Genomic DNA, 13,219 nt, shown 5'->3' on the forward strand with positions numbered 1-13,219 from the left:
GCTCAACCGCCCCGGAGGCGGGACTTCCCCCACTGACAGCGGGTAACGTCGGGGCGTGCCCGCCGACCCACTGCAGAGTGCCGGAAGCCCGCCGCGCCGACCCACCGGCCTGCCGCCCCGCGGCCCGGCGACGAGCGCGGTCGAGGTGCGCCGCAGCGCCCGGCGCAGCAGGACGGTCTCCGCCTACCGCGAGGGCGACCGCACCATCGTGCTGATCCCGGCCCGGATGTCCGAGGCCGAGGAACAGCGCTGGGTCACGGTGATGCTCGACAAGCTGGCCGCGCAGGAGAGCAAGCGCATGCTGGGCGACGCGGAACTGACCGAGCGCGCCGAGCGCCTCTCCGAGCAGTACTTCGAGAACCGGGCCCGCCCCGCTTCGGTGCGCTGGGTGACCAACCAGAACACCCGCTGGGGCTCCTGCACCCCGGCCGAGGGCAGCATCCGGCTCTCGCACCGGCTGCAGGGCATGCCCGAGTACGTCGTCGACTACGTGCTCCTCCACGAGCTGGCCCACCTCCTGGTGCCGGGCCACGGGCCCCGGTTCTGGCGGCTGCTCGACGCCTATCCGCGCACCGAGCGTGCCCGCGGCTACCTGGAGGGCGTGGTCGCCGCCGACCGCCTGCCGCACCTGCCGGCGGCCCGCGAGGAGTAGGGCTCGACGGTTGTGTACCGAATGTGTAGCGGCTTCGTCGATTGTCCGAGGCAGCCGTTAGCCTGGCGCGACGCATTCACCTCGGGATGGGGGACGGTCGGTACGCATGGCCAGGGAATTCCAGCGCGGCCACAAGGCCAAGGTCAGTGATCTCACGGCAGGGACGGATCTGTACGTCGGTGTGCAGATCGCCGGCCCGGGTCTGACCTTCGACATCAGCTGCTTCGGGCTCGACGCCAATGAGCAGCTGTCCGACGACCGTTACTTCGTCTTCTTCAACCAGCCGAAGTCTCCCGAGGAGTCGATCCAGCTCCTCGGCGCGCAGTCCGGTGACAGCGAGTCGTTCCGCGTCACCCTGGACCGCGTCCCGTCGCACATCCACAAGCTCTCCTTCACCGCGAGCCTCGACGGCGCGGGGCAGATGTCGCAGGTGGGCCCCGGATACATCCGGGTCGTGGCCGGCGGCGAGGAAGTCGTCCGTTACGCCTTCACCGGCGCGGAGTTCAGCACCGAGCGGGCCGTCATGCTCGGCGACTTCTACCTGAAGGACGTCTGGCGCTTCGCCGCGGTGGGCCAGGGCTTCGACGGGGGCCTCGAAGCCCTTCTGAAGAACTTCGGCGGCGAGGTCCTCGACGAGGAGCCCGCCGCCCCGCAGCAGCCCGAGCCCCAGGGCGCGGCCCCCGGCTTCGCGCCGCCGCCCCAAGGTGCCGCGCCCGCCCCGCAGTTCGGCGCCCCGGCGCAGGCGCCGCAGCCCGCGCCCTCCTTCGGCGCGCCCGTGCCGGCCCCCGCGCCGCAGCCGTACGCGCCGTCGCAGGGCGCCACCCCGCCGCCGCCTCCGGCGCCCAACCCGCAGATCCATGCGGCGCCCACCATCGCCGCGCCGATGCACCTGGTGCCCGGCGCCGTGCCGCCGCCCGCGCCGGCGCCGTACGGCCAGCCGCAGCAACCCGCGTACGGACAGCCGCCGCAGCAGCCGCAGTTCGGGCAGGGCCCCGGCCACATCCCGGGCCAGACGCCGCCGCCCGCGCCGTACGGACAGCCCGCCCCCTACGGACAGCCGGCGCCCTTCGGCCAGCCCGCGCCGTACGGTCAGCCGCAGGGCGTGCCCCAGGGCATGCCCCAGGGAGGCGGGGGCCTCCAGGCCGCCATCCAGTCGTACAAGGAAGTGCCCACGGGCCAGCGCTGGACCGCGCAGAACAAGCAACTGGTCCGGGTCGACCTCGGCGCCGGCGGCCAGCCCGTCCTCGCCCGCCAGGGCAGCATGGTCATGTACCAGGGCAAGGTCGACTTCGGCTACAAGGGCGCCGGGTTCGCCGGCCGTATCGTCGGCAACGCGACCGGCCAGGAGATGCAGCTGATGCGCTGCACCGGCCGCGGCCAGGTCTTCCTCGCAGAGAACAGCGCCTACCTGCACCCCATCGAGCTCCAGGGCGACGGCATCTGCGTCTCCGCCGAGCACGTCCTCGCCTTCGACGAGTCGCTCCAGTACGAGGTCCGCCGCATCGAAGGGCACGGCATTCCCGGCGGCGCCCTGTTCACGATGTTGTTCCAGGGCACCGGCACCGTCGTCGTGATGACCCAGGGCACCCCCGTGGTGCTGCCCGTCACCCCGACCACCTTCGCCGACAGCGACGCGATCGTCGCCTGGTCCGCCGCGTCCCAGGTGATCGTCTCCAGCCAGGTCAGGCTGCGCCGCAACGCCTATCCCGGCCACAGCGGCGAGTCCGTCAATCTCCAGTTCCGGGGCGCCCCCGGCAACTTCATCGTCGTCCAGCCGTACGAGGTCTGAGGGAGCCCGAAGAAATGAACCAGCAACTCGCGGGCTACGCCCCCACCCCCGTCGCGGCCCGCATGGAGAACCACGGCAGCGCCATGCTCAAGGTGGCCATGGCCACCGGGCAGGACCTGTTCGCCCGGGTCGGCTCCATGGTCGCGTACGAAGGCTTCATCCAGTACGAGCCCAACCCGCCCGCCGTGCGCCAGATGGCGCGCGACTGGATCACCGGGGAGGGCGCACCCCTGATGAAGTGCACCGGCGACGGGCTGCTCTACCTCGCCGACTACGGCGCCAACGTCGTCATCGTCAATCTCAACAACGACGCGCTCTCCGTCAACGGCACCAATGTGCTCGCCTTCGACGCGAGCCTCCAGTGGGGCGTCGAGCGGGTCAAGGGGCTCGCCAAGTTCGCCGGCCAGGGCCTGTTCAACGTGAAGATCTCCGGCACCGGCTGGGTCGCCCTGACCTCGCGCGGCACCCCGGTCGTCGTCGACTGCGGCAAGGGCGAGGACGAGACGTACGTCGACCCCGACGCGCTCGTCGCCTGGTCCCCGAACCTGAAGGTGAAGGGCAAGCGCAGCTTCAAGGCGTCCTCGCTGATCGGCCGGGGCAGCGGAGAGGCGTACCAGATGGCCTTCTCGGGCCAGGGCATCGTCGTCGTACAGCCGAGTGAGGACAGCACCGACCGCCTGCGGGCCCGGGGCTGAGGGGGAGACACCGATGCAGAGCTCGCTTTTCAGCTACACCGAGCAGCAGTCCCAGGAGCGCTACACCGCGCAGAACGCCCAGCTGCTGCGCGCCGTGCTCACGGGGCACGACGACGTCCTGGCCCGCAAGGGCTCGATGGTCGCCTACCAGGGACTGCTGGAGTTCGACGGTGAGTACCAGTCGGGCGGGCAGCGCAACGCCCGGACCCGCACCGGTGAGGGCCTCGACCTGATGCGCGTCTCAGGACAGGGCACGGTCTACCTCGCCAACCTGGCGCAGCACGTGCACGTGGTGGACATCGACCGAGACGGCCTGACCGTCGACAGCAGCTACGTCCTCGCGATGGACTCCTCGCTGCACCACGAGGTCATCGCCGTGGACAGTCAGTACGGGGTCTCCGGCACCGGCAAGTACCAGCTCAACATCACCGGCACCGGCAAGGTCGTCCTCATGACCTCGGGCCAGCCGCTGGCGCTCCAGGTCACGCCCGACAAGTACGTCAACGCCGACGCCGACGCGATCGTCGCCTGGTCGACCTCGCTCCGGGTCCAGATGCAGGCGCAGACGCACTCCACGGGCGTGTGGCGGCGCCGCGGCAACACGGGCGAGGGCTGGGAGCTGAGCTTCCTGGGCCAGGGCTTCGCCCTCGTCCAGCCCAGCGAGGTGCTGCCGCCGCAGAACGCGGTGATCGGCCAGGGCCTGCGGGCCCAGTACGGCGTGGGCCAGCAGGGCGTCCATGCGCAGAACCAGGGCAACGCCTGGAGCTAGCGCCCAGGGCACGCGCCCAGGACACGCACCCAGGGCATGCACCCAGGGCGCACGCGCCCAGGACACGCACCCAGGGCATGCACCCAGGGCGCACGCGCCCAGGACACGCACCCAAGGCACGGTAAGGGGCGCTCGCCATGGCGAACGCCCCTTACTCCTCTGCCAGTTGACGGCCCGCTGCACCCGATGTGTTGCCCGAGCCCGCCGATACGGCGCCCCCGGGCCGGCCGCCACAGCCGCGCGAGCCTTCTCCTGCGGCTGTAGCTACAGCCGTGCGCGCGTCGCTTCCACCAGGTTGACCACCGAGGTGTCGGCGACCCCGGCCACCTCGTCGTACGTGAACCAGCGCAGGTCGAGCGACTCGTCGCTGATCGCCTCGACGGCGCCCGCCGGGGCGAGCGCCGCGTACTGCACGTCCAGGTGCCAGTGGCAGGGCGCCGGGATCGGATGCCGGTCGAGCCGCACCGGACCGCCGGGCAGCAGGGTCAGGCCGGCGACACCGGACTCCTCCTCGGCCTCGCGCAGCGCGGCGGCGGCCACCGAAGCATCGCCCGGCTCGCAGTGGCCGCCCATCTGGAGCCACATGTTCAGCTTCTTGTGCAGCGTGAGCAGCACACGGCCCTGCTCCGGGTCGATCACCAGCGCGCTCGCCGTGAGGTGACCGGCCCCGCAGGCCTTCCACATCCCGTCGGGGTGCGCCGACAGATGATCGAGATAGGTCTGGCGCAGCTCGGGCTGGCCCTCGTACGCCTTCAGGACGAGGACCGCGTCGTCGTGCAGGGTCACTTGCCGGACTCGCCCTCTGCGTCGTTCCCGTCGCTCTTCCGGTCCTTGGGCTCGTCCTTCGCTTCGCCCTCGGCCTCGCCCTTCGGCTCGTCCTTCGGCTCGTCCTTCGTCAAGGAGGGACCGTTCTGCTGGGCGGCCTCGCCCAGCATCTTGTCCAGCTCCGAGAAGTCGAGGTGCTCGCGGTGCACGAAGCCGTCCGGGTCGTCCAGGTCGGACGCGGTCGGCAGCATGTCCGGGTGCTCCCACAGGTCGTCCCGGCCGTCCACACCCCGGGCGTCGGTGAGCGAGGCCCACAGGCGCGAAGCGTCGCGCAGCCGGCGCGGACGCAGTTCCAGGCCGATCAGGGTGGCGAAGGTCTGCTCGGCGGGACCGCCGGTGGCCCGGCGCCTGCGCAGCATCTCGCGCAGCGCGTCCGCCGAGGTCAGCCGGGGCTTGGCGGCCGCGTGGACCACCGCGTCGACCCAGCCCTCGACCAGCGCGAGCGCCGTCTCCAGACGGGCCAGGGCGGCCTTCTGCTGCGGGGTGTCCTCCGGCTGGAACATGCCCTGCTGGAGGGCTTCCTGCAGCTGCTCCGGGTTCGACATGTCGAGCTGGCCGACCGCGTCCTCCAGCTTGGCGGTGTCGACCGTGATGCCGCGCGCATAGCCCTCGACCGCGCCGAACAGGTGCGAGCGCAGCCACGGCACATGGGCGAAGAGCCGCTGGTGGGCGGCCTCGCGCAGCGCCAGGTAGAGCCGGATCTCGTCCTGCGGCACGCCCAGGTCCTTGCCGAACGCCGCCATGTTCAGCGGAAGCAGCGCGGCCTTGCCCGCCGGGCCGAGCGGCAGCCCGATGTCGGTCGAGCCGACCACCTCGCCCGCCAGCACGCCGATGGCCTGCCCGATCTGCTGGCCGAACATGGCGCCGCCCATGGAGCGCATCATGCCGATCAGCGGGCCCGCCATGGCCTGCATCTCCTCGGGCAGCACACCGCCCATGGCCGCACCGACACGCTCCGCGACCGGGTCGACCAGCTCCTTCCAGGCCGGCTGGGTCGCCTCGACCCACTCCGCGCGGCTCCAGGCCACGGCGGTGGTGGAGCCCGACGGCAGCGACGTCGCGTCGTCGAGCCACAGGTCCGCCAGGCGGACGGCCTCCTGGACCGCGGCGCGCTCGGCGGGGCCGACGCTCTCGTCCTTGGTGCCGTCCGCGGTGCCCTGGGCGACCGTCTGGCGGGCGATCTGCTTGGCCATGTCCCAGTTCACGGGACCGCCCTCGTAGCTGAGCATCTGCCCGAGCTGCTGGAAGGCGGCGCCCAGATCGTTCGGGTTCATCGAACCGAACATCGCGGCGAACGGGTTGTCCGCGCCGCCAGGGCCGCCCGCGCCGAAGCCGAGGGGGTTGCCGCCCTGGCCACCGGCACCCTGACCGCCTCCGGCAGGGTCCTTCTTCTTGCCGTCGCCGTTGTCCGGCTCCTCCGGCGGAAGGCCGAATCCGAATGGGGTGTCACTCACGGGTTTCCTCGGCTCGTTAGGCCGCCGGCTCGTGCCGACGGCGGCTGGCCCACAACACCACCAGCGTAGACATCCGAACGGGATTGGGGCTCGGTGCTCCGCTGCCTCGCGGCCTGCGGCAGGATGGACGCCACCTGGTACGTACGCGTCATTAACGTACGTACTGAAGACAACCGCTGGAGACGCCCGGTGAGTTCCCCAGATCCGCAGGTTCGCGCAGCGCGAAACCTCTCCGCCTCGACTTCGCGCGGCCCCGTCGTCGCCGTGACCGGTGCCGCATCCGGGATCGGCGCCCTGCTGACCGCGCGGCTCGCCGCGTCCGAGGAGGTCAAGCAGGTCGTCGCCATCGATGAGCGCCGGGGCGACGTCTCCGAGGCGACCTGGCACATTCTGGACGTACGGGACCCGGCGATCGCCGAGAAGCTGCGCGGCGCCGACGTCGTCGTACACCTCGCGCTCGACCTCGACCTGGAGACGGACCCGGCGGCCCGCACGGCCTACAACGTGCGCGGCACCCAGACCGTCCTGACCGCGGCGGCCGCGGCCGGCGTCCACCGCGTGGTGCTCTGCACGTCGGCCATGGTCTACGGGGCGCTGCCCGACAACGACATCCCGCTCTCCGAGGACGCCGAGCTGCGCGCCACCGCCGAGGCGACCGGCGTGGGCGACCTCCTGGAGATCGAGCGCCTGGGGCGCAGGGCCCCGCGCGCCCACCCCGGGCTCAACGTGACCGTGGTGCGGCCCGCCGTCCTGGTCGGCGGCACCGACACCGCCCTCACCCGGTACTTCGAGTCGCCGCGCCTCCTGGTCGTCGCCGGATCCCGGCCGACCTGGCAGTTCTGCCACGTCGACGACTTGTGCAGCGCCCTGGAGTACGCGGCTCTGGAGAAGGCCGAGGGGGAGTTCGCGGTCGGCTGCGACGGCTGGCTCGAACAGGAGGAGGTCGAGGAGCTCAGCGGTATCCGCCGCATGGAGCTGCCCTCGGCCGTCGCCCTGGGAGCCGCGGCCCGGCTGCACCGGATCGGACTCACCCCGTCTCCCGCCGGTGACCTCGCGTACACGATGCACCCGTGGGTGGTGAGCGTCGGGCGGCTGCACGACGCGGGGTGGCGGCCGCAGTGGACCAACGAGGAGGTCCTCGCCGAACTCCTCGAAGAGGTCGCGGGCCGGCACACCGTCGCCGGCCGCAGGCTCGGCCGCAAGGACGCCACCGCCGCCGGAGCCGCCGGCGCCACGGTCGCGCTGCTCGGCGCCGCCGCCGTGGTGCGCAGGGCCCGCAAGCGCCGCGGAATCTAGCTCCCGGCCCGGGGCTGTAGGACCCTCCTACGGAGGGTCGCGCCGCCCGGTCGAAAGAGCTATTCCGGGATGTCACTCCCGTACGGCACGATGGAACCATGGCACGCACGTATCCCGACCACCCCGGCGAGCAGGCGGCGCACGACCCGATCCGCCTCCTCGCGATCCGTGACACGCCGCTCTCGCTCGACGAGGTCTTCGCGGCCTCGGGCGACTTCGCGGCGGGCGGCACCACCCTCTTCGTCGGCACCGTGCGCAACCACGACGGCGGCACCGACGTCGACACGCTCGGATACTCCTGCCATCCGAGCGCCGAGGCGGAGATGCGCCGGGTGGCGGAGAAGGTCGTGGCCGACTATCCGGTCCGCGCGCTGGCCGCCGTCCACCGTGTGGGTGATCTGGCGGTGGGAGATATCGCGGTCGTCGTCGCCGTGTCCTGCCCGCACCGCGCGGAGGCGTTCGAGGCCTGCCGCAAGCTGATCGACGACCTCAAGCACGAGGTTCCCATCTGGAAACACCAGCGGTTCTCCGACGGTACGGAGGAGTGGGTCGGCGCCTGCTGACCGGGGCTTCGGCCATCTGAAACCCCGTCGGACGCCATGCGCCCCGATTTGCGTAACCGCCCCCCGGGCACGAGCGTTGAACCGGCGGACGACTAGTCTGCTGATCTGTCAGTTCACGGTCGCCTATTGGGGACGGGAGGTCGGAAATGGCCGCACTTGCCTGGTTGCTGATTCCGCTTTTCGCTGCTGTCGGAGCGGCGATATGGGCGCGCTGGGCAGCCCGTGATCGCACCAGCGGCGATGTGTCAGAACTCGCCGGTTACAGCCGGTTCCGAGAAGCGATGGAACGGTCCCACGCCGGAATCGATGACGCCCCGGCGGCGCCCGTCGAGTGCGCCCCCGCGCAGCACACCGCGGTCGGCTCGTAGCGGGTCTCCCGAGGCCCCCCGAGGACCGCGTACGGAGACCCCGTACGGACCGGCCCCACGGGTGGCCGCACAGGTCGGTCCCGTACTGTCGTTCCATGCCACGCCGCACCGCGACGATGCTCGCCTCCACCCTCGTGCTGATCGCGCTGCTCTGCGCCGGGGTACTCATCAAAGTGCCGTACGCGGAGATGTCTCCCGGGCCCACCGTGAACACGCTCGGCGACGCCGGCGGTGAGCCGGTGCTCCAGATCTCCGGCCGCAAGACGTACCCGACGACCGGTCACCTCAACATGACGACGGTCAGGGTCACCGGCGCGGACTACCGGATGAACCTCTTCGAAGCGGTCTACGGCTGGCTCGCGCACGACAGCGTGGTCGTCCCGCACGACACGCTCTACCCGGACGGCAAGACCGACGAGCAGTCCAACCAGGAGAACGCCGAGGAGTTCAGCCAGTCCCAGGAGAGCGCCAAGGTCGCGGCCCTGAACGAGCTGCACATCCCGGTGACGAGCTGGGTCATCGTCTCCTCTGTCGTCAAGGGCACCCCGGCCGAGGGCAAGCTGCACGCCGGCGACGCCATCCAGGCCGTCGACGGCACCAAGGTCACCAAGCCCGCCGACGTCGCGACGCTCGTCACCAAGCACAAGCCCGGCCAGAACGTGGTCTTCACGGTCGTGCCCGCCAAGGAGGCCGAGGCCGCCAAGAAGGCGGGCAAGGTGCCGTCGGGCGGCGAGAAGGTCACCATCACCACGGAGAAGGCGCAGGACAGCGACCGCGCCATCGTCGGCATCCAGGCCGGCAGCGACCACGCCTTCCCGTTCACCGTCGACATCAAGCTCGCCGACGTCGGGGGGCCGAGCGCCGGCCTGATGTTCTCGCTCGGCATCGTCGACAAGCTGACGCCCGAGGACCTGACCGGCGGGAAGTTCGTCGCGGGCACCGGCACGATCGACGACACCGGCCAGGTCGGCCCGATCGGCGGCATCGAGATGAAGCTGATCGGCGCGCGCCAGGCGGGCGCCCGCTACTTCCTGACGCCCAAGGACAACTGCGCGTCCGCCGCGGCCGACATCCCCTCGGGCCTCACCCTGGTGAAGGTCGACACCATCCACGACGCCCGGCAGGCGCTCGACAAGATCCGTACGGGGGACACGGCCGGGCTGCCGAGCTGCTCGGCCAAGTGACGCCGGCCGCGCCCCCGCGCCGCGGCTAGGCGAAGGTCGCGGCCAGCGCCTCGGCGAGGCCCGGCACCAGGTCGGGGCCGGTCAGGACCTCCGTGGCGGAGTCCTTCTCGCGCAGCCGGATCGCGGACTCGCGGGCACCGCCGCGCAGCACCGCCACCGTCATCCGCACCTCCTGGCGGTCAGGGTGGGCGGCCACCCACTGGGCGAGCTCCTTGTCGCTGAGCCCCTCCGGCACGGAGGTCTCGGCGGACGGCGGCAGCATCAGACGCTCCACGGTGAGCGCGCAGCCGGCCACCGAGTCGGGCCAGGCGATGGTGCCGAGGAACTTGTCCAGCGGCTTGTTGCGCGGGATCTCCTCCTGCTCGATCGGGGTCAGCCCGGAGACCGGCGCGTCGTCGGCGGTGGAGACCAGGTTCGGGGCCTGGGCACGGAGCTTGGCGGTGTCGACGAGCGCGAAGAGCCGGGCCGGCTTGTCCCAGCCGAGACCGGATGCGTACTCGTCGATTTCGAGCACCGCGCGGGTGAGCGGGCTCGCGGCCATCGGGGGGCCTGAGGGGGAAACGTTGGACATGGACAACATCCTGCCCTCTTTCACCCCCCGATCGGGAACTGAGTAAAGCCTCAGTAAGTTGCATGAGTGGGCTCTACGATCGCTGGGCCCGCCCATACGACAGCGAACTTCGAGGTGCGCACCTTGGCTTTCCAGATGCCGGACCGCGGCTCAGGCCCGTCCGGGCCACGGATCAGAGTCGGCCGGCCGTCCCGCCGGGTCCGGACCCTGCTCATGACACTGGGCATTCTGGCCGTGCTTGCCATGGCCTTCGTCATGTTCGCGGGGTTCTGGACCGACTGGCTCTGGTACCGCTCGGTCCACTACTCGTCGGTCTTCACCACCCAGCTGTGGACGAAGATCGGACTGTTCTGCGTCTTCGGACTCCTGATGGCCCTCGCCGTCGGCCTGAACATCTGGCTGGCGCACCGGCTCCGGCCGCCGCTCAGCGCGATGTCCCTGGAGCAGCAGAGCCTCGACCGCTACCGGATGGGCATCGCCCCGTACAAGAAGTGGATGCTGCTCGGGATCACCGCGCTCATCGGCCTCATCGCCGGCGCGTCGGCCTCCGGTCAGTGGCGCACCTGGCTGATGTGGGTCAACGGGGTGCCGTTCGGGCAGAAGGACCCCCAGTTCAAGCTGGACGTGTCGTTCTACGCCTTCGACCTGCCCTGGTACCGCTTCCTGCTCGGCTTCGGCTTCGCCGCCGCCGTCCTCTCGCTCATCGCGGCCGCGCTCACGCACTACCTGTACGGCGGGCTGCGCGTCACCAGCCCCGGCGCGCGCGCCACGGGAGCGGCCACCGGTCACCTCTCGGTGCTGCTCGGCGTCTTCGTGCTCCTGAAGGCCGTGGCGTACTGGCTCGACCGGTACGGGCTCGCGGTCAAGTCGAGCGACTTCAAGGCGACCAACAACTGGACGGGCCTTCGCTACGTCGACGCCAACGCCTACCTCCCGGCGAAGACGATCCTGTTCTGCATCGCGGTCATCTGCGCCGTGCTGTTCTTCGCGACCCTGTGGCGCCGCACCTGGCAGCTGCCCGTCATCGGCTTCGGCCTGATGGTGCTCTCGGCGATCCTGATCGGCGGGCTCTACCCGGCGATCGTGCAGAAGTTCCAGGTCCAGCCCAACGAGCAGGCCAAGGAGGCGCCGTACATCCAGAAGAACATCGACGCCACCCGCAAGGCCTACGGCATCAACGACGCGGACGTCACGGACTACAAGGGCACCACGGACACCAAGGACAACGCGAAGCTCCGCTCGGACGCCGACTCGGCGGCCAGCTACCGCATCATCGACCCCAACGTCGTCTCGCCCGCGTTCCAGCAGCTCCAGCAGGAGCGTAAGTACTACCAGTTCCCCTCGACGCTCGACGTGGACCGCTACCAGGACAAGGACGGCAAGGAGCAGGACACCGTCATCGGCCTGCGCGAGCTCGACCTCAAGGGCATCGACAAGCGCAACTGGATCAACGACCACTTCACTTACACCCACGGCTTCGGCGCGATCGCGGCCAAGGGCACCAGCGTCGACGGCAACGGCGCGCCGGACTTCACCGAGTCGGGGCTGCCCACCAGCGGCCAGCTCCCCTCGGACTACGAACAGCGCGTCTACTACGGCGAGAAGACCGACCAGTACTCGATCGTCGGCGGGCCCCAGAAGGAGCTCGACTACGAGAGCGAGGGCAAGGGCCAGGTCACGACGAGCTTCCAGGGCAAGGGCGGCGTGAGCCTGTCCAACCCCTTCAACCGGGCCGCGTACGCCGTCACCCTCAACGAGCCGCAGATCCTGTACTCGGGGGCCATCGGCAAGGGATCGAAGATCCTCTACAACCGCACCCCGAAGGAGCGCGTCGAGGCGGTCGCCCCCTGGCTGACCATCGACGGCGACGCCTACCCGGCGGTCGTCGGCAAGCGCATCCAGTGGGTCGTCGACGCGTACACGACGACCAACGGCTACCCCTACGCCTCGCGCACCACGCTCGGCGAGACCACCACGGACTCCCTGACGGACAACCAGCGCGCGGTGGTGGCCCAGCAGAACCAGGTCAACTACATCCGCAACTCGGTGAAGGCGACCGTCGACGCGTACGACGGCACGGTCACCCTGTACCAGTGGGACGACAAGGACCCGGTCCTCAAGACCTGGATGAAGGCGTTCCCCGGCACGGTCAAGGCCAAGTCGGCGATCCCGAAGGACCTGCTCGCCCACCTGCGGTACCCGCAGGACATGTTCAAGGTCCAGCGCGAGCTGCTCACCCGCTACCACGTCACCAACCCCGCGCAGTTCTACAGCGGCAGTGACGCCTGGCAGGTGCCGGACGACCCGACCAACAAGGACAACAGCGCGGTCCCGCCGTACTACCTGTCCCTGAAGGTGCCGGGCGCCGAGCAGGAGGGCAAGAAGTTCTCGCTGACCACGACGTTCACGCCCAACGGCCGGCCCAACCTGGGCGGGTTCATGGCGGTCGACGCCGATGCCGCGAGCCCGGACTACGGCAAGATCAGACTGCTGCGGGTCACCGACAACGTGCAGGGCCCGCAGCAGGTGCAGAGCAAGCTGAACGGCTCGCCCGAAGTCGCCGAGTTCGTGCGGAACCTGAGAGGCACCGACTCCGAGATCGACTACGGCAACCTGCTGACGGTGCCGCTCGGCGGGGGCTTCCTCTACATCGAGCCGGTGTACGCGCGCGGTGGCAGCGCCAACTATCCGCTCCTGAAGAAGGTCGGCGTCTCCTACGGCGACAAGACGTTCTTCAAGGACAACCTGGCGGACGCACTGAGCGCGGTCTTCGGGGCGGAGGGGGCGACACCGCCGTCCACCACCAACCCGCCGTCCACGACCAACCCGCCCACCACGCCACCGTCCGGCAACGCCACGGTCGACCAGGCCATCAAGGACGCCCAGAAGGCGTACGACGACGGCCAGAAGGCGCTCGCCAAGGGCGACTGGAAGACCTACGGCGACAGCCAGAAGGCGCTCCAGGACGCCCTGCAGAAGGCGGCCGAGGCGGAGGCCAAGGCGGCCAGGCCCGCGAGCTGATCCGGCCGGACCGGAGCTGACCTGGGCAGACG

Annotated in this window: 12 protein-coding genes; 9 read left to right on the forward strand and 3 right to left on the reverse strand. The window is 70.6% G+C overall.

Annotated features, from left to right (window positions below):
• The first annotated feature begins 55 nt into the window (after nucleotides 1-55).
• From OOJ98_RS19820 to OOJ98_RS19835, 4 genes are all read left to right on the forward strand, one after another.
• The gene (locus OOJ98_RS19820) at nucleotides 56-652 is read left to right on the forward strand and encodes a M48 family metallopeptidase (protein ID WP_267056264.1); all 597 of its coding nucleotides are present in this window, start codon (nucleotides 56-58) and stop codon (nucleotides 650-652) included.
• 106 nt (nucleotides 653-758) lie between these two features.
• Nucleotides 759-2,441 carry a TerD family protein gene (locus OOJ98_RS19825; RefSeq protein ID WP_267056265.1) on the forward strand — a complete coding sequence of 561 codons (1,683 nt, stop codon included), beginning with the start codon at nucleotides 759-761 and terminating at the stop codon, nucleotides 2,439-2,441.
• A 14-nt stretch (nucleotides 2,442-2,455) separates the two neighbouring features.
• Nucleotides 2,456-3,136 (forward strand): AIM24 family protein, encoded by a 681-nt coding sequence (locus OOJ98_RS19830; RefSeq protein ID WP_267056266.1) that lies wholly within the window; start codon nucleotides 2,456-2,458, stop codon nucleotides 3,134-3,136.
• 13 nt (nucleotides 3,137-3,149) lie between these two features.
• Nucleotides 3,150-3,905 carry an AIM24 family protein gene (locus OOJ98_RS19835; RefSeq protein WP_267056267.1) on the forward strand — a complete coding sequence of 252 codons (756 nt, stop codon included), beginning with the start codon at nucleotides 3,150-3,152 and terminating at the stop codon, nucleotides 3,903-3,905.
• A gap of 264 nt (nucleotides 3,906-4,169) precedes the next feature.
• Here OOJ98_RS19835 and OOJ98_RS19840 read toward each other — a convergent pair whose 3' ends face one another.
• Together OOJ98_RS19840 and OOJ98_RS19845 are read right to left on the reverse strand one after the other, a co-directional pair.
• Nucleotides 4,170-4,691 carry an NUDIX hydrolase gene (locus OOJ98_RS19840; RefSeq protein ID WP_267056268.1) on the reverse strand — a complete coding sequence of 174 codons (522 nt, stop codon included), beginning with the start codon at nucleotides 4,689-4,691 and terminating at the stop codon, nucleotides 4,170-4,172.
• Nucleotides 4,688-6,184 (reverse strand): zinc-dependent metalloprotease, encoded by a 1,497-nt coding sequence (locus tag OOJ98_RS19845; RefSeq protein ID WP_267056269.1) that lies wholly within the window; start codon nucleotides 6,182-6,184, stop codon nucleotides 4,688-4,690. The genes OOJ98_RS19840 and OOJ98_RS19845 overlap by 4 nt, the downstream gene beginning before the upstream one ends.
• A gap of 189 nt (nucleotides 6,185-6,373) precedes the next feature.
• Between OOJ98_RS19845 and OOJ98_RS19850 the strand changes: the two genes are divergently transcribed.
• The 4 genes from OOJ98_RS19850 to OOJ98_RS19865 all read left to right on the forward strand — a co-directional run bounded on the left by OOJ98_RS19850 (nucleotide 6,374) and on the right by OOJ98_RS19865 (nucleotide 9,595).
• The gene (locus OOJ98_RS19850; protein WP_267056270.1) at nucleotides 6,374-7,480 is read left to right on the forward strand and encodes an SDR family oxidoreductase; all 1,107 of its coding nucleotides are present in this window, start codon (nucleotides 6,374-6,376) and stop codon (nucleotides 7,478-7,480) included.
• A 98-nt stretch (nucleotides 7,481-7,578) separates the two neighbouring features.
• Nucleotides 7,579-8,043, forward strand: a complete 465-nt coding sequence (locus OOJ98_RS19855) for a molybdenum cofactor biosynthesis protein MoaE (protein ID WP_267056271.1) — start codon at nucleotides 7,579-7,581, stop codon at nucleotides 8,041-8,043.
• 146 nt (nucleotides 8,044-8,189) lie between these two features.
• Nucleotides 8,190-8,411, forward strand: coding sequence for a hypothetical protein (locus tag OOJ98_RS19860; RefSeq protein ID WP_267056272.1), 222 nt, complete (start codon nucleotides 8,190-8,192; stop codon nucleotides 8,409-8,411).
• A gap of 95 nt (nucleotides 8,412-8,506) precedes the next feature.
• Nucleotides 8,507-9,595 carry a PDZ domain-containing protein gene (locus OOJ98_RS19865; RefSeq protein WP_267056273.1) on the forward strand — a complete coding sequence of 363 codons (1,089 nt, stop codon included), beginning with the start codon at nucleotides 8,507-8,509 and terminating at the stop codon, nucleotides 9,593-9,595.
• A 25-nt stretch (nucleotides 9,596-9,620) separates the two neighbouring features.
• On the opposite strand, the gene OOJ98_RS19870 is transcribed toward OOJ98_RS19865, so the two are convergent.
• A complete protein-coding gene (locus OOJ98_RS19870) occupies nucleotides 9,621-10,166 on the reverse strand; it encodes a PPA1309 family protein (protein ID WP_267056274.1) in 546 nt (181 codons plus the stop codon).
• Nucleotides 10,167-10,301: 135 nt separating this feature from the next.
• On the opposite strand from OOJ98_RS19870, the gene OOJ98_RS19875 reads away from it, so the two are divergent.
• Nucleotides 10,302-13,187 (forward strand): UPF0182 family protein, encoded by a 2,886-nt coding sequence (locus tag OOJ98_RS19875; protein WP_267057034.1) that lies wholly within the window; start codon nucleotides 10,302-10,304, stop codon nucleotides 13,185-13,187.
• Nucleotides 13,188-13,219 lie beyond the last annotated feature (32 nt).

It is taken from the genome of Streptomyces sp. NBC_00083 (assembly GCF_026343295.1).
Taxonomy (GTDB): domain Bacteria; phylum Actinomycetota; class Actinomycetes; order Streptomycetales; family Streptomycetaceae; genus Streptomyces.

Coding starts and splice junctions, on each gene's coding strand:
- OOJ98_RS19825 (WP_267056265.1), top strand. CDS start 759: ATGGCCAGGGAATTCCAGCGCGGCCACAAGGCCAAGGTCAGTGATCTC.
- OOJ98_RS19830 (WP_267056266.1), top strand. CDS start 2,456: ATGAACCAGCAACTCGCGGGCTACGCCCCCACCCCCGTCGCGGCCCGC.
- OOJ98_RS19835 (WP_267056267.1), top strand. CDS start 3,150: ATGCAGAGCTCGCTTTTCAGCTACACCGAGCAGCAGTCCCAGGAGCGC.
- OOJ98_RS19855 (WP_267056271.1), top strand. CDS start 7,579: ATGGCACGCACGTATCCCGACCACCCCGGCGAGCAGGCGGCGCACGAC.
- OOJ98_RS19860 (WP_267056272.1), top strand. CDS start 8,190: ATGGCCGCACTTGCCTGGTTGCTGATTCCGCTTTTCGCTGCTGTCGGA.
- OOJ98_RS19865 (WP_267056273.1), top strand. CDS start 8,507: ATGCCACGCCGCACCGCGACGATGCTCGCCTCCACCCTCGTGCTGATC.
- OOJ98_RS19870 (WP_267056274.1), bottom strand. CDS start 10,166: ATGTCCAACGTTTCCCCCTCAGGCCCCCCGATGGCCGCGAGCCCGCTC.
- OOJ98_RS19875 (WP_267057034.1), top strand. CDS start 10,302: ATGCCGGACCGCGGCTCAGGCCCGTCCGGGCCACGGATCAGAGTCGGC.